General features: G+C 39.5%; 24 protein-coding genes. 15 read left to right on the forward strand and 9 right to left on the reverse strand.

The features are described 5' to 3' along the window. Window positions 1-33: 33 nt before the first annotated feature. Complete coding sequence (gene crtD / locus ALPR1_RS03010; protein ID WP_008198324.1) at window positions 34-1509, forward strand: 1-hydroxycarotenoid 3,4-desaturase CrtD; 1476 nt, start codon at window positions 34-36, stop codon at window positions 1507-1509. Between the two features lie 170 nt (window positions 1510-1679). On the opposite strand, the gene ALPR1_RS03015 is transcribed toward crtD, so the two are convergent. Further along, window positions 1680-2186, reverse strand: coding sequence for a regulatory protein RecX (locus tag ALPR1_RS03015; RefSeq protein ID WP_008198325.1), 507 nt, complete (start codon window positions 2184-2186; stop codon window positions 1680-1682). A gap of 73 nt (window positions 2187-2259) precedes the next feature. Between ALPR1_RS03015 and tpiA the strand changes: the two genes are divergently transcribed. The 7 genes from tpiA to ALPR1_RS20200 all read left to right on the forward strand — a co-directional run bounded on the left by tpiA (window position 2260) and on the right by ALPR1_RS20200 (window position 8986). After that, complete coding sequence (gene tpiA / locus ALPR1_RS03020) at window positions 2260-3021, forward strand: triose-phosphate isomerase (RefSeq protein WP_008198326.1); 762 nt, start codon at window positions 2260-2262, stop codon at window positions 3019-3021. Window positions 3022-3029: 8 nt separating this feature from the next. Then, window positions 3030-3857, forward strand: coding sequence for a 50S ribosomal protein L11 methyltransferase (gene prmA, locus ALPR1_RS03025; protein WP_008198327.1), 828 nt, complete (start codon window positions 3030-3032; stop codon window positions 3855-3857). Window position 3858: 1 nt separating this feature from the next. Beyond that, window positions 3859-4047 (forward strand): hypothetical protein, encoded by a 189-nt coding sequence (locus tag ALPR1_RS03030; protein WP_040302503.1) that lies wholly within the window; start codon window positions 3859-3861, stop codon window positions 4045-4047. Between the two features lie 87 nt (window positions 4048-4134). Continuing rightward, window positions 4135-5859, forward strand: a complete 1725-nt coding sequence (recJ, locus tag ALPR1_RS03035) for a single-stranded-DNA-specific exonuclease RecJ (RefSeq protein ID WP_008198328.1) — start codon at window positions 4135-4137, stop codon at window positions 5857-5859. A gap of 1 nt (window position 5860) precedes the next feature. Then, on the forward strand, window positions 5861-6598 hold the full coding sequence (gene lptB / locus ALPR1_RS03040) for an LPS export ABC transporter ATP-binding protein (protein WP_008198330.1): 738 nt from the start codon (window positions 5861-5863) through the stop codon (window positions 6596-6598). Continuing rightward, window positions 6598-8139 carry a GH3 auxin-responsive promoter family protein gene (locus ALPR1_RS03045; protein WP_040302505.1) on the forward strand — a complete coding sequence of 514 codons (1542 nt, stop codon included), beginning with the start codon at window positions 6598-6600 and terminating at the stop codon, window positions 8137-8139. Before lptB ends, ALPR1_RS03045 begins: the two co-directional genes overlap by 1 nt. A gap of 13 nt (window positions 8140-8152) precedes the next feature. Beyond that, entirely contained in the window at window positions 8153-8986 is an 834-nt protein-coding gene (locus ALPR1_RS20200) for a M23 family metallopeptidase (protein ID WP_008198333.1), read from the forward strand. Between the two features lie 14 nt (window positions 8987-9000). Here ALPR1_RS20200 and ALPR1_RS03055 read toward each other — a convergent pair whose 3' ends face one another. From ALPR1_RS03055 to ALPR1_RS03065, 3 genes are all read right to left on the reverse strand, one after another. Next, window positions 9001-10353: an FAD-dependent oxidoreductase gene (locus tag ALPR1_RS03055; RefSeq protein ID WP_008198334.1), complete on the reverse strand. Its 1353-nt coding sequence runs from the start codon at window positions 10351-10353 to the stop codon at window positions 9001-9003. A gap of 25 nt (window positions 10354-10378) precedes the next feature. Continuing rightward, on the reverse strand, window positions 10379-11665 hold the full coding sequence (kynU, locus tag ALPR1_RS03060) for a kynureninase (protein WP_008198335.1): 1287 nt from the start codon (window positions 11663-11665) through the stop codon (window positions 10379-10381). Between the two features lie 83 nt (window positions 11666-11748). After that, window positions 11749-12261, reverse strand: coding sequence for a 3-hydroxyanthranilate 3,4-dioxygenase (locus tag ALPR1_RS03065; protein ID WP_008198336.1), 513 nt, complete (start codon window positions 12259-12261; stop codon window positions 11749-11751). A gap of 119 nt (window positions 12262-12380) precedes the next feature. On the opposite strand from ALPR1_RS03065, the gene ALPR1_RS03070 reads away from it, so the two are divergent. Beyond that, entirely contained in the window at window positions 12381-13370 is a 990-nt protein-coding gene (locus tag ALPR1_RS03070) for a dipeptidase (protein ID WP_008198337.1), read from the forward strand. Window position 13371: 1 nt separating this feature from the next. Further along, entirely contained in the window at window positions 13372-13992 is a 621-nt protein-coding gene (locus tag ALPR1_RS03075; RefSeq protein ID WP_008198338.1) for a hypothetical protein, read from the forward strand. Here the strand turns inward: ALPR1_RS03075 and ALPR1_RS20490 are convergent. The 3 genes from ALPR1_RS20490 to prmC are packed head-to-tail and all read right to left on the reverse strand — an operon-like array spanning window position 13940 to window position 15458. Beyond that, window positions 13940-14326: a hypothetical protein gene (locus ALPR1_RS20490; RefSeq protein ID WP_008198339.1), complete on the reverse strand. Its 387-nt coding sequence runs from the start codon at window positions 14324-14326 to the stop codon at window positions 13940-13942. The two genes, ALPR1_RS03075 and ALPR1_RS20490, sit on opposite strands and share 53 nt — an antisense overlap. Further along, window positions 14323-14607: a hypothetical protein gene (locus ALPR1_RS03080; protein WP_040302507.1), complete on the reverse strand. Its 285-nt coding sequence runs from the start codon at window positions 14605-14607 to the stop codon at window positions 14323-14325. Before ALPR1_RS03080 ends, ALPR1_RS20490 begins: the two co-directional genes overlap by 4 nt. A 17-nt stretch (window positions 14608-14624) precedes the next feature. After that, window positions 14625-15458 (reverse strand): peptide chain release factor N(5)-glutamine methyltransferase, encoded by an 834-nt coding sequence (gene prmC, locus ALPR1_RS03085; protein WP_008198340.1) that lies wholly within the window; start codon window positions 15456-15458, stop codon window positions 14625-14627. Between the two features lie 176 nt (window positions 15459-15634). On the opposite strand from prmC, the gene ALPR1_RS03090 reads away from it, so the two are divergent. The 3 genes from ALPR1_RS03090 (at window position 15635) to guaB (ending at window position 18954) form a co-directional block, all read left to right on the forward strand. Continuing rightward, window positions 15635-16822 (forward strand): RsmB/NOP family class I SAM-dependent RNA methyltransferase, encoded by a 1188-nt coding sequence (locus ALPR1_RS03090; protein WP_008198342.1) that lies wholly within the window; start codon window positions 15635-15637, stop codon window positions 16820-16822. Between the two features lie 65 nt (window positions 16823-16887). Next, complete coding sequence (locus ALPR1_RS03095) at window positions 16888-17340, forward strand: ABA4-like family protein (RefSeq protein ID WP_008198344.1); 453 nt, start codon at window positions 16888-16890, stop codon at window positions 17338-17340. A 135-nt stretch (window positions 17341-17475) separates the two neighbouring features. Continuing rightward, on the forward strand, window positions 17476-18954 hold the full coding sequence (guaB, locus tag ALPR1_RS03100; RefSeq protein ID WP_008198346.1) for an IMP dehydrogenase: 1479 nt from the start codon (window positions 17476-17478) through the stop codon (window positions 18952-18954). 100 nt (window positions 18955-19054) lie between these two features. Here guaB and ALPR1_RS03105 read toward each other — a convergent pair whose 3' ends face one another. Then, window positions 19055-19528: a GNAT family N-acetyltransferase gene (locus ALPR1_RS03105; RefSeq protein ID WP_008198348.1), complete on the reverse strand. Its 474-nt coding sequence runs from the start codon at window positions 19526-19528 to the stop codon at window positions 19055-19057. A gap of 75 nt (window positions 19529-19603) precedes the next feature. Between ALPR1_RS03105 and ALPR1_RS03110 the strand changes: the two genes are divergently transcribed. Then, window positions 19604-20374, forward strand: a complete 771-nt coding sequence (locus ALPR1_RS03110) for a type III pantothenate kinase (protein ID WP_008198349.1) — start codon at window positions 19604-19606, stop codon at window positions 20372-20374. On the opposite strand, the gene ALPR1_RS03115 is transcribed toward ALPR1_RS03110, so the two are convergent. Continuing rightward, window positions 20371-21039, reverse strand: a complete 669-nt coding sequence (locus ALPR1_RS03115; RefSeq protein WP_008198350.1) for a peptidoglycan DD-metalloendopeptidase family protein — start codon at window positions 21037-21039, stop codon at window positions 20371-20373. The two genes, ALPR1_RS03110 and ALPR1_RS03115, sit on opposite strands and share 4 nt — an antisense overlap. Before the next feature lie 106 nt (window positions 21040-21145). Here ALPR1_RS03115 and ALPR1_RS03120 point away from each other — a divergent pair, with 106 nt between their 5' ends. Further along, on the forward strand, window positions 21146-22096 hold the full coding sequence (locus ALPR1_RS03120) for a pyridoxal-phosphate dependent enzyme (protein ID WP_008198351.1): 951 nt from the start codon (window positions 21146-21148) through the stop codon (window positions 22094-22096). Window positions 22097-22137 lie beyond the last annotated feature (41 nt).

The raw sequence follows: 22137 nt of genomic DNA on the forward strand, positions 1-22137 counted from the left end.
CAACTTATTAATAGTTGTACCTTTAAAATCTAAATGAAAAAGAAAGCCCTTATCATAGGTTCTGGAATTGCTGGGATTGCATCCTCAATTCGTTTAGCTCAAAAAGGCTTCAATGTGGAGGTTTTTGAAGCCAATCCATATCCTGGAGGCAAGCTTTCCGAAATTCAAATCGATGGGTACCGGTTTGATGCGGGTCCTTCACTTTTTACCATGCCGGAATTGGTGGAAGAGCTTTTTGAATTGGCAGGTAAAAACCCAAAAGACTATTTTGAGTACCAAAAACTGGAAGTCAATTGTCATTATTTTTGGGAGGATGGCACCAGACTTCAGGCTTATTCAGATCCGGATCTCTTTATTCAAGAAGCTGAAAAAAAATTAGGAGAGCCTTCGGACCATGTAAAAGAAGCACTTTCAAAGTCGGAATACATTTACGAGCACTTAGCTCCATTATTTATGCAGCGTTCTCTTCATGAGTGGAAAACCTGGACGAATCCTGACGCTTTAAAATCCTATCTCCGCATGGGAAAACTTGGGATTTTTTCTACCATGAATGAAGCCAATAAAAAGCTTTTTGATAGCCCCAAATTAGTTCAGCTGTTTAATCGCTATGCTACATATAACGGTTCAAACCCTTACGAAACTCCAGCTACTTTGAATATTATCCCCCATTTAGAGTTTAACCAAGGTGCCTTTTTTCCAAAAAATGGGATGCATGAAATTACCTCAAGTCTGTTTAAGCTATCCAAAGACCTAGGTGTTCAATACCATTTTAATAAAAAAGTGGAGGAGGTTTTAGTGGAAAACAAGCATGCGATTGGGGTTCAGGTAGCTGGTGAGCAATATATGGCTGATGTAGTGATCAATAACATGGACATGGTCAATGCTTACAAAACGATATTAAAAAAGCAAAGCCAGCCCAAAACCTTGTTGAAACAACCGAAATCTAGTTCGGCACTGATTTTTTATTGGGGAATTCGTAGAACCTTTCCCGAGCTGGATCTTCATAATATTTTCTTTTCTGAGAATTACCTGGAGGAATTTGATCATATTTTTAAGAAAGGAAGCATCTACCATGATCCTACCGTCTATGTGAACATTACCTCTACCCACAACTCAAAAGATGCTCCTGAAGGGAGTATGAATTGGTTTACGATGATAAATGTCCCCAACAATCAAGGTCAAAATTGGGATCAAATGATTCAAGAGGCTAAAAAGGATATTATCCACAAGCTTAATAGAATTTTGAAAACAGATGTGGAGTCGTTGATCGAAGTAGAGGAGATTCTAGATCCAAGGAAAATAGAGTTTAAGACCTCTAGTGCAAATGGAGCCCTTTATGGTAATTCATCCAACAATAAATTTGCGGCCTTTTTAAGGCATGCAAACTATTCATCGAAAATTAAAAACTTGTATTTCTGTGGTGGATCTGTTCATCCCGGAGGTGGGATTCCACTTTGCTTGCTTTCCGCAAAGATTATGAGCGGAATGTTTCCAGAATTGGAAGATTGAAAATTTATCCTCCTAGCACGATTAATTGCCCGGATTTCATCTTTCGACAAACGGGATAAGGAAAATGAAGAACAGAGAATAAACTGTCCTAAAAAACTTCATCATGTTGAATTCGAATTTGAAGAACCCTCCTAAATCTCCTCTGATGCATGTGAATCGTACTCCAAGAGTCATTGCGACTGCAGACTTTCTATCGCTTCTTTTAATAAGTCCATTTCAAAGCCTTTACCCATCAGGTAATTGATTACTTTATACTTCTTTTTATATAGATCAGGCTCTTTAATTCTTTCCCAGTGCTTTTCTGTCTGGGCCAATAGCGTATCATAATATTCTTCCGGCTCAATCTCCATCATCCCAGACCTAATATGGTCTTGACTGATTTGCCTCATCTGTAATTCCCTTCTGATTCGGTTTTTACCCCACTTTTTCTGCCTGAATTTTCCCCTAACAAAGGATTGAGCATACCTTTCTTCGTTGATAAAATTCGTGTCAATCAGGTAATCGATTAACTCATCCGACTCTGGTTCTTGGATCCCTTTCTCATATAATTTGCGGCGTGTTTCCCAAATGCACCTCTCCTGATAGGCGCAATAGGTTGAAAGCTTTTCCTTTGCTTCATCCAGAGCCCAGTATTTTTTTGAGGACTGTTCTTGGTTATTTTTTCGCCAGACGGACATTTTCTGTAATTTTAAGCCAAATTACTTTTGAAAACTTTTCTTTCAAACCTGAATTCTTAAACAAACCAAAATCATGCGTAAGAAAATCGTTGCCGGCAACTGGAAAATGAATATGACTTTTGACGAAGGTCAGAAACTGACTTCTGAGATTGTCAATATGTATAAAGATGAAAATGTAAAGGATGTTGTGGCAATCTTAAACCCTCCTTTCCCACATATTTTTCCTGTTAAAAAACTGATTGGTGGAGTAGAAGGGATTTCTCTTGGTGCACAAAACTGCTCAGATAAAGAAGCTGGAGCTTTTACTGGAGAGGTATCCGCTAAAATCATTGCTTCCTTTGGGGTAGAATATGTAATTCTTGGCCATAGCGAAAGAAGAGAGTATTTCCAGGAGGATAATGAGATTCTAGCTACAAAAGTAAAAGAAGCTTTAGCCAATGGGTTGAAACCAATATTTTGCTGTGGTGAATCTTTGGATATCAGAACTGCTGGAACCCATGAGCCAAATGTGAAATTTCAATTGACTCAAAGTCTTTTTGATTTAAGCCCTGAGGATTTCAGTAAAATCACCATTGCTTACGAACCAATTTGGGCAATCGGAACAGGTAAAACGGCTACAGCTGATCAAGCACAAGAAATGCATGCTGCATTGAGAAGACATATTGCTAGTCATTATGGTAAGGAGATCGCTGACAACACTTCCATTTTGTACGGTGGTAGCTGTAACCCAAAAAATGCTCAGGAGATTTTCTCTAAGCCAGATGTAGACGGTGGATTAATTGGAGGAGCTTCCTTGAAGTCCAGAGACTTCGTAGACATTATCAAATCATTCTAAAAAATCCCATGGATTACCTGGAATTTAAAATTGCCTGCCTGGAAGAATACCGGGAAATCCTAATTGCAGAATTAGCAGAAATAGGCTTCGATTCCTTTCTTGAAACAGAGGAGGGAATTGAAGCCTATGCTCCTGAAAATGACTTTGACAGAAGTTCATTTGATGAACTCATCGATAAATATGTGGTCCCAGCTCATATTTCTGTTCAAGAAAACATCATGTCAAAAGTTAACTGGAATGAGGAATGGGAAAAAAACTACGATCCCATTGCCGTAGAAGATTTGGTGTATGTGAGAGCCTCATTTCACCCTGCACAGCCTGAATTTAAGTATGATATTGTAATCAACCCCAAAATGTCTTTTGGCACGGGGCATCATGCTACAACCTATCAAATGCTTTTACATCAAGCCGAGTTGGACCATCAGGGAAAACGTGTACTAGATGTGGGTTCGGGAACCGGTATTTTGGCAATAATGGCTAAACTTCTTGGGGCCGATCAAGTAGAAGCCTTCGATATTGACGAATGGTGTGTAGAAAATGGTAATGAAAATTTTCAACTCAATGAGGTGGAAATTAAAATGGACATTGGTACTATCAGAGAGGTCGATCCCCAAGGTACATTTGATATCATTTTAGCGAATATCAATAAAAATGTATTGCTTGATGAAATGGAGATTTATACAGAGCTTTTGGCTCCTGAAGGTCTTCTTTTATTGAGTGGTTTTTATACCGAAGACATCGAAGATTTATTGGAGAGGTGCACACCTTTAGGTTTCAGCCTGGTGAAAAAACAAAGCAAAGACAATTGGGCAGCATTGGTTTTAGAAAAAAAGTAGCATGACAGAATTGATTATTTATGCCATCGTTTTTGCGGCATTAATCGGCCACTGTCTTCTAGCTGGAAAAATGTATCGTCATGTTCATCAGGACGAAAGCCTCAGCTTAAAGGATAAAAATGATTGGAAGTTGAAAGCCTTGGTGTTTCCAGGGTATTTTTGGTTTCAATATAAAAAGAGAAAAGCTTAGTGCCATTTTCGATTTTGAAGAACTTTTTTACCACATTAGAGGATTAAGGTAAATACACATTTATCTTTTTAACCCCAGAAATAACCCATGGAGTACGTTTGGAAACAGAAACCAAGAGCGACAGGAACACTTGTCGAACAACTAGGACGGGAAATCAATGTCAATCCCATTCTTGCCAACATGCTCATCAATCGTGGGGTAGATAATTTTGATACAGCCAAAAATTACTTTCGACCCAGCTTAAGCAAATTACATGATCCTTTTTTGATGAAGGATATGACCGAAGCGATCGAAAGAATTGAAAAGGCAATACAGCAAGATGAAAAGATTCTTGTTTACGGTGATTATGATGTAGATGGCACGACCGCTGTCGCATTGGTTTACAGTTATCTTCAGAGCTTTTACTCTAAAGTTGATTTTTATATCCCGGATCGATACAAGGAAGGGTATGGTATTTCTTCCAAAGGCGTCAGGTTTGCAGCAGAAAACAATTATAAACTGATCATTGCTCTTGACTGCGGAATTAAAGCAATCGAGAAAGTAGCCTTAGCCAAAGAACTGGGGGTGGATTTTATTATTTGTGACCACCACACACCAGGAGATGAATTACCCCAAGCAGTAGCCGTCTTGGATGCAAAGCGGAAAGATTGTGAATACCCTTACAAAGAGCTGAGCGGTGCTGGAGTAGGCTTTAAACTTATTCAAGCGCATGCAAAAATAAGAGAGATTGAAGAGTCTGCGCTTTATGCTTATTTGGACCTGTTAGTTGTAAGTATCGCGGCAGACATTGTTCCGATTACAGGTGAGAATAGAATTCTTGCCTATTATGGCTTAGAGAGAATCAACAATACCCCAAGACCGGGTTTAAAAGCGTTGATGCTTAGTGCCAAAATCGAAAAGGAGATTGGTATTTCGGACATTGTTTTTAAGATAGGACCTAGAATTAATGCCTCTGGTAGACTGGAGCATGCCAAAGCTTCTGTGGAACTTCTGATTTCAACAGACCTTGATTTGGCCATAGAGCGAGCTAAGGTAGTGGATGAGGTAAACACGACTCGTAGGAATTTTGACGAAAATATTACCAAGGAGGCCTTTGAAATGATCGCCGAACGTGAAGCGTCCAATGAATGGAATTCCACGGTGCTTTTCAAAGAAGATTGGCATAAAGGTGTGATAGGGATTGTAGCAAGTCGCTGTATTGAAAAATACTACAGGCCTACAATTATTTTGACAGAGTCTAATGGCAAGGCGACAGGTAGTGCTAGATCGGTAGTGGATTTTAATATCTACGAGGCCATTTCTGAATGCGCAGGATTGCTAGACCAATTTGGAGGACATAAATATGCTGCCGGACTTACTTTGTCTGTAGACAAGGTGGAGGATTTTCAGATTATGTTTGAAAAAGTGGTTAAAAGCCGCATCGAGGAAGTCCATAGGAAACCTGTTATTGAGATAGATGATGAGTTACTTTTGGATCAGATCAACTATAAGTTTTATAACATCCTGAAGCAAATGGCTCCTTTTGGACCAGGAAATACAGAACCTGTTTTCAGAATTTCACAGGCATATGCTGAAAACGTCATTATATTGAAGGACAAACACCTAAGATTTAATATTGTCCAAGATGGTCAGGTGACAAAACCCGTTTGTTTGGGGTTTGGCCTGGCAGATAAAACCAAAGACCCCGATCATACGATAGTAAAGATGTTGCAAGGGAAAATGCGTTTCGATATTGTAGCAGAAATGCGCGAGAATTTCTTCCGTGACAAATCTAGTTTACAACTCTATGTGAAAGACATCAAATTTGATTGATATGCTGCTAAAAGCCGATAACCTAGTCAAAATATACAAAGGTCGCCGTGTGGTGAATGATATTTCTGTGGAAGTGGAGCAAGGAGAGATCGTAGGTCTTTTGGGGCCAAATGGAGCAGGGAAAACCACTTCTTTTTATATGATTGTGGGGCTTGTTCAGCCAAATGAAGGGAAAATATATCTGGATAAGGATAATATTACCAGCCTTCCCATGTACAAAAGAGCAAAGCTTGGAATAGGCTATTTGGCACAGGAGGCTTCTGTATTTAGAAAATTATCGGTAGAAGAAAATATCATGGCTGTTTTGGAGATGACCAAAATGCCCAAACAGGAAAGAAAGGAAAAAGTAGAAAGTTTGCTGGAGGAATTTAGCTTAACCCATGTGAGAAAAAACTTGGGGATGGTATTGTCTGGGGGAGAAAGAAGAAGGACAGAAATAGCTAGAGCTTTGGCTGTAGATCCTAAATTCGTTCTATTGGATGAGCCTTTTGCCGGAGTAGATCCGATTGCTGTAGAAGAAATTCAAACGATTGTTGCTAAATTAAAGAATAAGAACATCGGGATTTTAATAACTGACCACAATGTCAATGAAACGCTTTCTATCACAGACAGGGCATATTTGATGTTTGAAGGGAAATTATTAAAAGCAGGTACTGCGGAAGAACTTGCTGCTGATGAACAAGTAAGAAAAGTGTATTTGGGAAGTCAATTTGAGCTAAAAAGAAAAATTTTTAATTAATGGAAGTCCTTAATTCTTTTATGTCCTGGATTTTTAAAAACCGCTTGGGGCAAATCGAAAATTTCAAGAACCACCCGATTCAGGTTCAGGACACTATATTTTTTGAATTAATAAAAGCTGGAAAAGAGACAGAGTTCGGTAAAGAGTATAATTTTAATTCTATTCGCAATTACGATGATTTTGCGAGGCAAGTCCCAATTTTGGATTATGAAGGGATCAAGCCTTACATAGATAAAACCATGAAAGGAAACCAAGGGGTTCTTTGGAATTCGGACATAGAATGGTTTGCTAAATCTTCAGGAACTACCTCATCAAGAAGTAAATATATTCCAGTCACCACCGAATGTCTGGAAGAATGTCATTATAAAGGGGGGAAGGATTTGGTTTCACTTTATATAGCCAATTACCCAAATTCTAGACTTTTTGCAGGAAAAAGCCTCACTATAGGAGGGACTTTAGAAAAGAATCCTCTAAATCCACAAGGAACTGCTAAAGCTGGTGATATTTCCGCAGTGATCATGCAAAACCTTCCTATTTGGGCTCAGTTTGTAAGGACTCCTTCCTTGGAGACGGCACTTATGAGCGAGTGGGAGGCAAAGATCGATAAGATGGCCAGAGAGACCATGAATGAAGATGTAACCTGTATTGCAGGAGTTCCCACCTGGACTATCGTCTTGATCCAAAAGATCATGGAAATCAAAAAGGCCAATAACATATTGGAAGTATGGCCAAATTTGGAAGTTTTTTTCCATGGTGCCGTCGCGTTTGGTCCTTATCGTAGTCTTTTCAAAGAATTAATTCCTTCCTCAAGAATGCGGTATGTAGAAACCTACAATGCCTCGGAAGGCTTTTTTGGAATTCAAGATCAAGCTAATTCAGAGGAGCTTTTACTGCTTTTGGATTATGGTATTTTCTACGAATTTATTCCCATGGAAGAATGGGAGAAAGAAAACCCCAAAGTGGTACCATTGGCGGGTGTGGAAGTAGATAAGAATTATGCTATGGTCATTACTACGAATGGTGGACTATGGAGATATAAAATTGGCGATACGGTTAAGTTTACTTCGACTACCCCTTATCGATTTAAAATCACAGGCAGGACCAAGCATTTTATCAATGCATTTGGAGAAGAAGTGATCGTAGAAAACGCAGAAAGAGCAATACAGTTTGCAGCTGAGCATACCGGTGCCACGATATCTAATTTTACAGCTGCCCCAGTTTATTTTGAGAATTCTGAATCAAAAGGAGCTCATGAATGGCTAATAGAATTTCATAAGGGCCCCTCTGATTGTAATAAATTCAATTCCTTACTCGATAAGCATTTAAGAGAAATCAATTCTGATTACGATGCCAAAAGGTATAAGGATTTAGCTTTGACTGCGCCTGTAATTCATCATGCTCCTCATGGTCTTTTTGATCTTTGGTTAGGAGAAAAAGGCAAACTTGGAGGCCAACACAAAGTGCCTAGACTTTCGAATAATAGGGAGTATTTGGATGAAATTCTGAAATTGATGGAAAGTGTAAATTCCGTAAAAAATTAAAATCATTTTCGCAGTGGTAGAGAAATCAATGTTTGGAAGCAAAATAGGTTTGTTGCTCCTCTTTTTCCTTTCTGCCCATTTCCCCATTCTTGCTCAGAAGAATATCAAGATTTACACTGAAGAAGATAATAATCTCATCAAGCTATATGCTGATAACATGGAGTATTCTCCCATCAGCATGGACTTGGTTTTGGATCTGGATAATTTTAAAGCTGCTGATGGAGAGAACCAATCTTTTACTCTTCCTGCTAGGTCCACGAAGTTTCTGTTAACGGAACTGGAGATTTCCGATCGAAGGAAAGTATCCAAGTTTTCTTACAATTTTAAAACCTGGTTTGGGCCAAAAGAATTGATAGATGAAAACCCTGACTTTGAGTATTCTTTGCCTTTTGAGTCTGGTAAAAGTTTTATTTTATCCCAAGGTTATGACGGTAAACTTTCTCATAAGGGGCAAAATGAGTTAGATTTCACTATGCCCATTGGTACCATAGTTACTGCCATCCGAGATGGGGTGGTCATAGATTTTGTAGAGGAGAATGATCGGGGATGTCCTACGGAGGATTGTAAGAAGTTAAACAATTACATCTTGGTGTATCAGAGTGATGGCACGCTCGCTGAATATGTTCATTTAAAAAAGGATGGAGTTGATGTTGAAATTGGAGATGAGATTGAGCAAGGCCAAGCCATAGGTTTCAGTGGCAACACCGGCTATAGCTCAGGACCTCATTTACATATTTCTGTTTTCCAATTTCGTGAGGGAAGGAAAGTTACTTTCCCTACCAAATTCAAGGTAGCAAATGAAGAGCAAGCGATTTTTTTGGAGGAGGGCAATTTCTATGAGAAATAAAAAAAGCGATCTATTTAGACCGCTTTTGCTGTTTCCATCTGAAAGATGATTTCCTCATAATCGAGTTTATTCCAATTTTCAGTAATGAGAGGATCTCTCATCACGCGGTCCATAATTTCTTCCTGTAGTTTTCCTTGAGCATAAGCTTCAGAATAACTAATGTCAGAAAAAGTCACCATAGTATATAACGGAATCCAATCGTTTGGATAAAGCTCATGAAGCTTGGCTTCAATTTTCTTTCTTAAAATAAACTTAGGGTCTGCTACGGAATCACGCATCTCTACAAAATTCTCCATAGCAAGCTGGCAGATCGCATCCGTATCTCTTTTTCTGACCTTCTGGAATTTTTCAAATACCAAGTCCCAGCTATTGGTTCCTAGTTTTTCGATGAGCTCATTTAAGATAAAGCAATCTTCGAAGCCACAGTTCATACCTTGACCATAGAATGGTACCATCGCATGAGAGGCATCACCAATTAAGAGGCTATTACCTTGAACCCATGGATAGCATTCCACATTGACCAATGCAGAGGTAGGGTTTTTGAAAAACTCCTCGGCTACCTTAGGCATTAACTGGTAAGCGTCGTCAAAGTAATTTTTGAAAACACTTTTAAGGTCTTTTTCATCCCGGATTTTGTCAAAGCATACTTTTGTCCCTTCAAATGGGAGAAATAAAGTACAAGTGAATGACTTATCTGGATTAGGTAAGGCAATCAGCATGAATTTACCTCTTGGCCAAATATGCAGAGCATTCGGGTCCATGGCAAACTCACCATCTTTAGTAGCTGGAATTGTTAATTCCTTATATCCATGCGAGATATACTCTTGCTTGTAATTAAAGCGAATTTGCTTTTGCATGGAAAGCCTTAATGCTGAATAGGCACCATCAGCTCCTACAATGACAGGGGCTTGTAATTTTTTCTCGCCGGCAGGAGTTTCAAAAGAGATTACCTGATCAGAAAAATCTACCTCTTGGCATTTATACTCAAATTCAAAATGAGCACCTAATCGCTCACCTTCTTCAGCCAATAACTGATTGAACTTACCACGCGAAATTGAATAAATGGCTTGCTCCTCCGTTCCGTAGGGAATAAAGGTGGTGCCTCCATGTTCATCGTGTATTTTTCTTCCATACATCGGGATTGCCAGCGGAAGAACTTTGTCTTTTAGACCAACCTGCTCCAGGCTTTTCCAACCTCGGTGGCTCAAAGCCATGTTGATTGATCTTCCTCCTTCATCATAAGGAGTTTTTCGCTTATCCGGGCGTTTGTCGTAGACAGTTACATCCAGTCCGTGACGCTTCAGGTAGATGGCCATTAATGAGCCAATTAATCCTGCTCCCAGTATGGTGATTTCATTCTTTTTCATTTGGATAATTTTTATCCCAGTTTCTTTAAGCGAATTTTTTAAGACTTTGTTCCAAAATCAGACCAAAGCTGAAAACATCCATGAAACTATTATACAGCGGAGTAGGTGCTAATCGAATTACATTTGGATTTCTCCAATCACCCACCACTCCTTGACTATACCACTCATCGAATACGGCCTTGCCTCCTCGATGAATGTGCAAAGATAGTTGACAACCTCTCTCGGCAGGGTCTTTTGGCGTAATAATTTCCAAAATCCCTGATTTTCCGCTTATTTCCTGAATTAGATACTCCAAATAGCCGGTTAATTTTTCGCTTTTTGCCAGTAATTTTTCCATTCCGGCTTCTTGAAAAATATCTAAAGAAGCCTGATGTGCTGCCAAAGCAAGTACATTTGAGTTGGCTACTTGCCAACCATCCGCGCCATGCATAGGGATAAATCCTTTTTCCATAAGAAAACGCTGCCCTTCATCATGTCCCCACCAACCAGCAAAACGAGGAAGGTCTGGTCTCTCGGCAAATCGCTCATGAACAAATATTCCTGAAATGTTTCCTGGGCCTGAATTCATGTATTTATAACTGCACCAGGTAGCAAAATCAACATCCCAATCATGCAGCTTCAAACTTGCGTTTCCAGCGGCATGAGCTAAATCAAATCCAGCATAGGCTCCCACAGCATGTGCGGCATTGGTGATTGCCTTGATGTCAAATAATTGACCTGTATAATATTGTAGCCCTGCCATATTTACTACGGCCAGGGAATCACCCAGTTCATGGATTTTAGCAAGAATATCCTCAGTTCTTAGATTGTGCTCGCCGGCTCTTGGTTTTAGTTCTATAATAGTGCTTTCTGGATCTAGCCCATGAAATTTAACCTGAGTTTCGAGCATGTATTGATCCGATGGAAATGCTCCTGCTTCCACCAATATTTTATTTCTTTTTTCTGTTGGCTGGTAGAAAGAAACCATTAAAAAGTGGAGGTTAGAACTCAAATTATTCATTGCCACCACTTCATGTGTATGGGCTCCCACAATTTCAGCTAATGCAGGTTTGGATTTTTTTCTTGCATAATACCATGCGTCTTCTCCATGGAAATGACCATCAACAGCTAAATTTTCCCAGTTGGAAAGCTCTTTGTCGAGATAAGACTTTACCGTCTTTGGCTGTAAGCCAAGGGAGTTTCCACAAAAATAAATGGCTTGTTTTCCATTCACCTTTGGGAAATAAAATTGATCTCTAAATTTCGCCAATGGATCATCTTCATCCATTTTTTTGGCAAACTCTGCTGTAAACTGATATTCGGTTGGGTTCATAATTATTCTCAAATAAATAAAGCAGCCTGAACACTCAAGCTGCTATAATTTAAACTTATAAAAAGTGTCAAAACGTTCACTTTTTACTTTTTCATCACGGTTCCACACTTTTTGCAGGTCGTATTCTCTGGGTTGGACCAAAAACGATCCATGATAGGAGGAAGCTGATTTACAATATCTGTTACCTCTGCATATTCTTCATACAGCTTTTCACCGCAATTTTCACAGTGCCAAATAAACCCATCCTTTTCTCCTGCATTTCTGTATCTCTCCACGACAAGTCCAATTGTATTGGCCGGTCTTCTTGGAGAATGAGGGACTTTTGGAGGCAATAGGAAAATCTCACCCTCGCGTATGTGAATATCAACAGGCTTACCGTCTTCGATGATTTTTAATACAATATCACCTTCAAGTTGGTAGAAAAACTCCTCTCCTTCATTGTAATGGTAATCCTTTCGAGAGTTGGGTCCTCCCACCACCATGATGATAAAATCCTCATTTTCTACATAGACTTGCTTATTGCCAACAGGGGGCTTCAGCAAATGCCTATTTTCATCAATCCAGTTTTTAAAGTTGAATGGTTTAGCGACTGCCATGAATAATTATTTTTTAGTTAAAAAGGGACTTTGCTTTTTACTAGGGTATCTCATCTCAAGCTTAAAAGTATTAAAAAACATGCGCATTTTTGGCTTACTTTGTTCCAAAGCCCAAAAACATGCAAAATCCAATAATTGACTTGCATTGCGATATGCTTTCCTATCTGGCAAAAGTACCCGCTGCAAGCCCATTTTCTAAAGATGATATTGCCTGCGCAATTCCCTTCCTTAAATCAGGAGAGGTTCGCATGCAAGTGATGGCTATCTACACGGATGTCAAAGAGGAATCTATGAATTTAGCTTTAAAACAAGCTACAATCTTTAGTCAGCTGCTTGAGAAACATACCATTGATCTGGAGCTGGTGACAAAGGCGTTTTTACAGAATTGGGAAAATCAATCTAAAATTGGAATCATCGCTTCAATAGAAAATGCTGCGGGTCTTGGCAATGAATCTGCCTCCATGAAGGAAGTTTATCAGCAGTTTGATGATATTTTAGAAAAGACGAAGGCTTTAGCCTATGTCTCATTGACTCATCATACTGAAAATCGATTTGGAGGGGGAAACTATACCGAAGGAATAGGTCTCAAAGAAGATGGGAAAAGGGTTCTTGATTATATGCATGGAAAAAAAATCCCTATTGACCTTTCTCATACTTCAGATTTACTTGCCGAAGGTATTTTCAATCATATTGATCAAGCAGGATTGGATGTGCCAATTATTGCCAGCCACTCCAATTTTAGATCCATTTGGAATCATAAAAGAAATCTAACCGATGAGTTTGCAAAGGAAATCTCGAAACGAGGAGGGATAATCGGTGTGAACTTTCTCCGTGCTTTCTTGGATAATGATCATCCAGAGAGGATTCTCGAGCACCTGTCGTATGGTTTTGAGCTTTGTGGAGATGATACCATCTGTTTTGGTGCAGATTTCTTTTACACCAAGGATTTTGGAGATCCTTCGAGAATTCCCTTTTATTTTCCAATGGTAGAAAACTCAAGTAAATACCCATCCTTATTAGAAGCTTTGTCAAGTGATTTGAATGAGCAACAGCAGAGCAATTTGGCTTATGGGAATGCACTCAATTTTTACAAAAAACTCTGGAGCTGATATGTCTTCCCATCATTTTGTCAAAGACCAACAAGAGCCTGCCGTTTTTATTCTAAAGGGTGAAGGCTTGAAATTAGAGCAGATTAGTCCATTGCTGGAGTGGGTACCAATGGTCTTGGTAGCTCAGGAAGCATTAGATCAAGTGCTCAGTTGGGGGATAAAAATTGATGTGATTTTAGCCACAGAGTCTTTTCAAAAAGAGAATATCCATTTATTGGAGGAACAGTATCCAGTTAAATTTTTAACCGCAAAACCAGAAAATACACTTGAAGAAGGGATCCAGTTCCTTTTGGCTAGTAAGTATTTTGCGGTGCATCTGATTGGCTTTTCACATCAAGGCGCATTGACATTGGGAGAAAAAGTAAAGTTGATGGATTTGACCTTGATGGATGGAGATTGGAAATATTATCCCGTGAAGTCAGGAGTTTTTAAGAAATGGCTTCCAGAAAGTGATATCCACATTCATGGAAAAGAAGGGATGCCCATAGAAATTCAAAATGAAAATGGAACGTTGCTTTTGCCCATTACCTATGCCACTTTTATTGAGGTTCCTGAAGGGATAACAGAAATTAAAGGATCTGAGATTTTTTGGATTGGAGAGAAGGTCGGTTCATCCACTTAAAAAACATGAGTGTGCCTGTAGCATAACAAAGCACATCCAGAGGGTCGGCAGTATAAGTTGTAGAAACCCTAGGCAATACCAATTCAAAAATAATTGAGAAATAGAGGAGGCCGATAAACAATTGTTTTTTAGTAAATACCAGTTCCATTTTTGATGGATGAATCCATCGCATTACTTGTAGACAAATTCCAAAAACGACAGGCATTGCCATCAGATCATCTCCATAGGAGTGGTAAAATGGAATAAATACCCCAAGAGATTTTTCAAAATACTGATTGAGCCAAAAAGCAAGGGAAGCAAAAATGAATAAGGGATTTTTGAAAAGTTCTATCATCCTGGCAAAGCTGCTATTAGCCACATTAGAAAAGTCATAATGGTCATGAAAACCATATAAAATAGGTTTCCTGATTTTTTGAAAAATTTTACAATACTGCTGTCATCTGGATGGACATAAAACATCCAGTTTTTCTCATTCTGCTCTTTCTCATTCGCTATCTTTTGTGCCCTATCCAGTTCTACTTTGGACAAGGGCTCTCCGCAGTGTTCGCACTTGTCTTGAAAGTTATTACTCCATTCCGACCATTGGCCGCAATGAGGGCATTTCTTCTGACTCATGATTCAATTGGTTTTTTTCAAGTATTTGCCGCCACCATTCGGTCTTTGCCATTCAGGTCCTGTACCAAGTCAATATTTTTGTAGCCTAAACTTTCTAAAAGCTTGACTGTCTGAGGACCAAAATTATTATGGATTTCATAGTATAATTTTCCTCCGGGTTTCAATAATTTCAGTGCCTTTTCTGCAATCACCCTATAAAATAAGAGAGGATCATGATCAGGAACAAAAAGTGCTAACCCGGGCTCGAAATCCCTAACATTACTATGCAATTCATCCCATTCTGCTTCCGGCACATAGGGAGGATTGCTCACAACAATATCCAATTCAGATAAGGCTGGAGTATCTTTCAATATATCTAAATGGAAAAACGTAACCTGAGCCCCCAAGTGTTCGGCATTTTCTTCAGCAACTTCCAATGCCTCTTCGGAAACATCCGCTGTATAAATTTCAGGCTTATTCAGCTCCAAAGCCAAGCTGATCGGGATACAGCCAGAACCGGTACCGATATCTAAGACTTTTAGACCAGCACTTGGATTTTGTTTGATGATCATATGGACCAACTCTTCCGTTTCATTTCTTGGGATTAATACTGATTCATCCACAAAAAAATCCCTGCCATAAAAAGGAGCCTTGCCAATGATGTACTGTACGGGTTCACCAGACTTGAGTCGCTGCAAATCTTCAAACAAGTCTTCCGATAAGCTGTCTTCTTTTACTTCATTCAGTCCATCAACTTTTCTCAAGCCTAAATGGTATTCCAGCAACCATTGAATTAGGTTGTTTGCTTCTTCCGGTGAATATAAGGTGAGCTCATTCGCCCATTGTTTTACTAGTTCGTTGTAATTGCTCATGCTGATGCGAATGCCCTTAGTTTGCAGCAAAGGTAGCAAACCCCGATCATGATTTCTGAAAATTTTGACCAAAAATGATTGAGAGTTAACTCTTATTGCCTTACAATCAATTCATTTTAAAAACTGATTCTGAGAGAACAGAAAGAAAACCTACCTTTGTGAAGAATTTCTTTCTCATGAAGCTACATAACAATACCATCCGCGGGGTTCATTCTGCACTCGCTGCCATATTCGAAGAAGGTCAATACGCAGATAAAGTGATCGAAAGGACACTTAAATCTAATCCTAAATGGGGATCCAGAGACCGTTCATTCATCGCAGAAACTACCTACGAGATGGTCCGATGGTGGAGGCTGATTAATTATCTCAGCCCATCAAATAATCCATATGATCTTTTCGGAACCTATTGGTTGATGCAGGGGCATAGTTTACCACCTTGGGAAGAGTTTGAAAAAATAAATCCAGACAAGTTAAAAGATCGATACGAGAAGTTGGAAGACCCCGCTTTGATAGAGTCAATTCCAGACTGGCTTCAGGAATTAGGTGAAAAAGAGTTGGGAGACCTTTGGGAAGCTGAGATCCATAGCCTTAATCAGGAAGCGGAAGTAGTACTTCGAGTAAATACCCTGAAGGCGACCAGAGAAAGGCTTAAGAATTTATTAGCTGAGGATAATATCAGTACCCATATCATCAAAGGCTATAAAGACGCCTTGATTTTGGATGAGCGACAAAATGTATTTAGGCATCCTTCATTTAAACAGGGGATGTTTGAGGTACAGGATGGATCTTCTCAGCTAGTTGCGGAGTCTTTGGCTGTAGAGCCAGGAATGCGAGTTATCGATGCCTGTGCAGGAGCTGGAGGAAAATCTTTGCATTTAGCTGCACTGATGGAAAATAAAGGGAAAGTTCTTTCGATGGATGTGGAAGAATGGAAACTACAACAAACCAAGCTAAGAGCCAGAAGAGATGGAGTATCAATTATTGAGAGAAAGGTCATAGAAAACTCTAAAACGATTAAGAGACTGAAAGAGTCAGCAGATCGTTTGTTGCTGGATGTGCCTTGCTCAGGGTTAGGGGTTTTGAAAAGGAACCCAGATACCAAATGGAAATTGAATCCAGAATCCATCGAAAAGGTAAAACAAACTCAACAGGAGATTCTCCAAAATTACCCATCCATGTTAAAGCCTGGAGGCCAAATGGTTTATGCAACATGTAGCATTTTGCCTTCGGAGAATCAGGAGCAAGTACAAAAGTTTCTAGCTTCAGAAGCTGGGAAAAACTTCGAATTGATAGAAGATCAAAAAGTGCTTTCTCACGAGAGTGGCTTTGATGGATTCTACATTGCGAGACTCTTGAAAAAATAGTTATTAGAGATATATCTCTCAAAATCAAAAAGTTATTTCTAACTTCATAGCTTAATTTTTATTCTATGAAGTTGGAATTAATTTTTACTATAGTCAATACCATAGCCTTCCTCTGCTGGGTTTTTCTATTTGCTTTATACCAAAAGCGATGGGTTTACCAGTTACTTTTTAGCATCACATTTGTGATTTTAGGAATCGCCTATTTATTCTTTATCATTCGTGGGATGGGAGCTGGCACAGGAGGAAACTTCGATTCTTTGGCGCACGTCCGATTGCTGTTTGAAAGCGATGAAGCCTTATTGGCAGGATGGATTCATTACTTGGTTTTTGACCTTTTTGTGGGAATGTGGATCTCTCATAATGCCGATCAGCGAAAAATCAACCGTTGGATTCTTTTTCCATGCCTTGTTTTGACATTTATGGCTGGGCCCGCAGGGCTTTTATTGTATATAATTATCCGGGTGGTACACTCGAAAAAATGGATTCAGGAACCATTTTCCAATCGGTTTACCTCTTGATTTATAGAAGATTCTTTAAGTTTTGACAAAAATTATTGCCTGATTCGATATTAATTTTGTCAATGATTAGTTTCATAATGATTTTTGTTTGTAATTTTGACGGGCAAATAGGGTTACCAACAACCAATATTTGCCATGAATAGAAACTCCGACAAGTTCCTTTACGAAGCACTCACCTACGACGACGTGCTTCTTGTTCCAGGGTATTCAGAAGTCCTTCCACGCGACACGAATACTTCCACTCAACTCACCAAAAAAATCAGACTAAACATTCCCTTGGTTTCCGCTGCAATGGATACGGTTACTGAAGCGGAATTGGCAATTGCTATTGCCCTTGAAGGTGGTTTGGGATTCGTTCACAAAAACATGTCTATTGAGCAGCAGGCTGCTCAAGTACGCAAAGTGAAGCGTTCGCAAGCAGGTATGATCTTGGATCCTATCACCCTGCATATTGATTCCTTTGTAAAGGATGCTGAGTCAATTATGAGAGAATTTCATATTGGCGGAATTCCTGTAGTAGATGAAAATCGAACCCTCAAAGGAATTATTACAAACAGAGACTTAAGGTTTATTAAAGATCAAAATCGTCCAATCAGAGAGATTATGACGATTGATAACCTGATTACTGCCAAGTCTGGTGTTTCTTTAGAGCAAGCAGAAGAAATTCTTCAAGAATATAAAATCGAAAAACTTCCTATCGTTGACGAGGATAACAAGCTGACAGGTTTGATTACCTATAAGGATATTCTCAAAAGAAAGGACAAGCCAAATGCTTGTAAAGATGAGTATGGAAGATTAAGAGTAGGTGCTGCTGTAGGGGTTACTGCAGATATTGTGGAGAGAGTTGAAGCATTGAAAGCAGCAGGAGTAGATGTTGTTTCTATCGATACAGCTCATGGCCACTCCAAAGGAGTAATAGAAACTTGTAAAAAGATAAAAGAGGCATTCCCTGATCTGGAAGTTATCGTAGGAAATATTGCGACTCCAGAAGCAGCAATTGCTTTGGCAGATGCCGGTGCCGATGCTGTAAAAGTAGGTGTAGGTCCAGGTTCTATTTGTACTACTAGAATTATTGCGGGGGTCGGGGTACCTCAGCTTTCTGCAGTATTCGAGTGTTCGCAAGCCTTAAAAGACCGTGGTGTCCCAGTTATTGCAGATGGTGGTATCCGATACTCAGGAGACTTAGTTAAAGCTATCGCAGCCGGAGGAAGCTCGATCATGATTGGATCTTTACTTGCAGGAACAGAAGAAGCACCTGGGGAAATGATTATTTTCCAAGGAAGAAAGTTTAAATCATACAGAGGAATGGGCTCTCTGGAAGCTATGGAGTCTGGTTCCAAAGACAGATACTTCCAGGATGCAGAAGATAATATCAAAAAATTAGTTCCTGAAGGAATTGTTGGAAGAGTACCTTACAAAGGATTGGTAGCAGAAGTGCTTTACCAGTTGGTAGGTGGACTTCAGGCAGGAATGGGCTACTGTGGCACGCAAACAATTGAAGACTTGATGAGAGATGGTAAGTTTGTGAAGATTACCGCAGCTGGTGTGAAAGAATCTCATCCACATGATGTGAGTGTCACGAGAGAAGCTCCTAATTATAGTCTTAAGGGATAATCCCAAAGAATTTTAAGTATAAAAAAATCCGGCCTTCAAGCCGGATTTTTTGTTTATGAATACCGATCCTTAAAATTCTGAGATCGTTTTTCTTCTTCAATTAGGTAAGATCTTTGATTTCATAATCCTGAAGGTGAACATTGTACCAGCCACCTTCGAGCGTAGCGCCATACTTTTTGTAAAAATTGATTGCTGGCTCGTTCCAGTCCAATACTTGCCACATCATTCCAGTACAACCATCTTCTATGGTTTTAGCCATCACTCGGTCAAACAATAATTTTCCTGCGCCATTCCCTCTTTCTGATTCCGTCACAACCAAATCCTCCAAATACAATCTCTTACCTTTCCAAGTACTGTAACGATAATAATAAACTGCAATCCCTATGATTTCATTAGTCTCATCTTTTTCGCAAACAAACATTCCATAAACAGGATTTGGACCAAAACCATCCTTTTTCATCATTTCTACCGTATTGATGACTTCCTCTGGAGCTTTCTCATAAAGTGCCAATTCATGGATTAACTCAAGTGCTCTCGGTAGATCCTCCTCGCGGCAATTTCTTATTGAGTACATTACTATGTTGTTTAAGGTAAATTAATTTGCTTTTTCCTCCAATGAAGGGCTAAATTTAATCAAATCCAATAAACAATGTTTTTAGCCATCGACGCCGGTAATTCCAATGTGGTTTTTGCACTTTTTGACCAAGAGAATGAAACTTGGACAAATCATTTTAGGGTGGAAACCAAAGGGAGTAAACTTACTTCACAATTGAGTAAGAAAGTCCCACTATACTTTTTGGAACACGATATTTCTCCTTCCGAAATCAGTGAAATTGGTTTTAGCTCGGTAGTGCCTGAAGTGAATCCTGTCATTCAGCAGTTTTGCAAAAACTTTTTTGGTATTTCACCTTATCAAATTAGCCCAAAAAGTTATAAGAAGCTTCCAGTGTCTTCTTTACGACCTAATGAAATAGGCACTGATCTCATGTGCAATGTCATGGCAGCCTATGATAGATATCAAAAGGCAATACTGGTTGTGGATTTTGGGACGGCTTTAACTTTTACAGTGGTGGATCAGGAGGGTAAAATCCTTGGGGTCAATATCGTTCCAGGATTGAGAACAGCAATCAATTCCCTGTTTCACAATACCTCCAAGCTGCCCAATGTAGCGTTGAAAATGCCAGATTCAGCTTTGGGTCAAGATACGATCCATGCCATTCAGGCAGGTATTTTATACGGCTACACAGGTTTGGTGAGAGGGATGATAGAAAGTATAGAAAAGGAGACCAAATATAGCTATCAGATCATTGCCACTGGTGGCCTTTCTTCGGTTTTAACTCCCTTGGCAGAGGTGTTTGACGAAATTGATTTGAATTTGACCTTGGAAGGTTTGAGGTTAATTACCAAAGCAAACACCTAAATCAGAGGACATTGGATGATCCTATTTGGGTCCGGGCAGATCGCTCGATATTTCTCAATTTCTTTTTGTGAACATACGCCCGGGAAGTCCCCTTTTTTGCCAAGCATGTCTCGCATTAACTGAAAGTGGAGGTGTGGAGGCCAGTCTCCATTTTCTGGATAAGGGCCTATATGACAAAGTAGTTCTCCGGCCTGTACAGCTTTTCCAACTTGAAGATTATCTAAATCGCTTTTTAACAAGTGACCGTATAGCGAATAAAAATGTTCTCCTGCAATGGAATGCTCCAAGATGATGGTTGCTCCGTAATCACCGAAGCCAGCATTATCTTGAAAAGAGTGAATCTTACCTTCTAAAGGCACAAAAACTGGAGTTCCTGATTCCGTCCAAACATCTACTCCTAAATGGATATTTCTGAAATCAGCTTCTTTCGTGGCAAAAACTTCCGATCTTCTGTATATCGCCCGATGCTCAAAATATCCCCCAACACCATATTTCTTTCCTTGGTCCTTAAGCTGATGGAAGACATACCTATTAAAAGCATTTGTGTTTGATAAATCTACGATTGCTAAATCAGCGTTAGCTGGACTAAAGTCCAACTTCATCGTGTTTTTTTCAGTCAGAGCCTCTCCCATCAAAGGGTAGAAGTCAATTCCATTCCAATTCATTTCTCAAGATAAAAAATGAATTTTTCTATGCTAGTACCTTCCATAAACTTGGAATAAATTTCAATCTAATTATTCCTAATTCTAGCCAAATGTCTAATTTCATTTTATGAATCCTAACTTCCCCTCATTAGCTGGAATCAAGGCAGCACACCGGCGCATTCAACCTTTTATTCATAGAACTCCCATCCTTTCTTCAGAGGCAATCAATGAGATTGCTGGATGTGAAATAGTTTTTAAATGTGAGAATTTTCAAAAAGTGGGAGCATTTAAAGCAAGAGGGGCAGCAAATGCGGTGATGAAGCTTAATGAAGAGCAAAAGAGAAAGGGAGTGGCTACACACAGTTCGGGGAATCATGCAGCTGCATTGGCGAGAGCGGCAGGTGTTGCAGGAATCCCTGCCTATATCGTCATGCCATCCAATGCTCCTGAAATAAAAAAGAAAGCAGTCAAAGGATATGGTGGAGAAATCATAGAATGTGAACCCAATCTAATGGCTCGAGAAACTACTTTGGAGTCAGTGGTGGCTAGGACAGGGGCTACTTTTATCCCACCTTATGATTTTATGGATGTGATCGAAGGGCAAGCCACTTGTGCTTTGGAGTTCCTGGAAGATGAAGAGGGAATCGAACTATTGATGGCCCCTGTCGGTGGTGGTGGGCTTTTAGGTGGAACGGCTTTGACGGCCTATTACATGTCGCCTGAAGTAGAGGTTATTGCTGGAGAGCCTACGGGAGCAGATGACGCATATCAGTCCTTTCAAGCAGGAAAAATCATCCCTCAGTCCGGGCCCAACACCATTGCTGATGGTTTATTGACTTCTTTGGGTGAATTGAATTTCGAGTTGATTCAAAAGTATGTTTCAGATATCCTATTGGCAACGGACCCTCAAATTATAGAAGCAATGCGACTTATTTATGAGCGAATGAAGATTGTCATCGAGCCTTCCTGCGCGGTACCGCTGGCCGCACTTTTGGCCAATAAAGATCGATTTAATGGAAAAAAAGTAGGGATAATTCTTTCAGGAGGAAATGTAGATTTAGGGAAACTTCCTTTTTAATTTCCTGATTACTTCAAAGTTGAATATTATAGGATTTGGAC

It is taken from the genome of Algoriphagus machipongonensis, assembly GCF_000166275.1.
In the GTDB taxonomy this organism is placed as follows: Bacteria; Bacteroidota; Bacteroidia; order Cytophagales; family Cyclobacteriaceae; genus Algoriphagus; species Algoriphagus machipongonensis.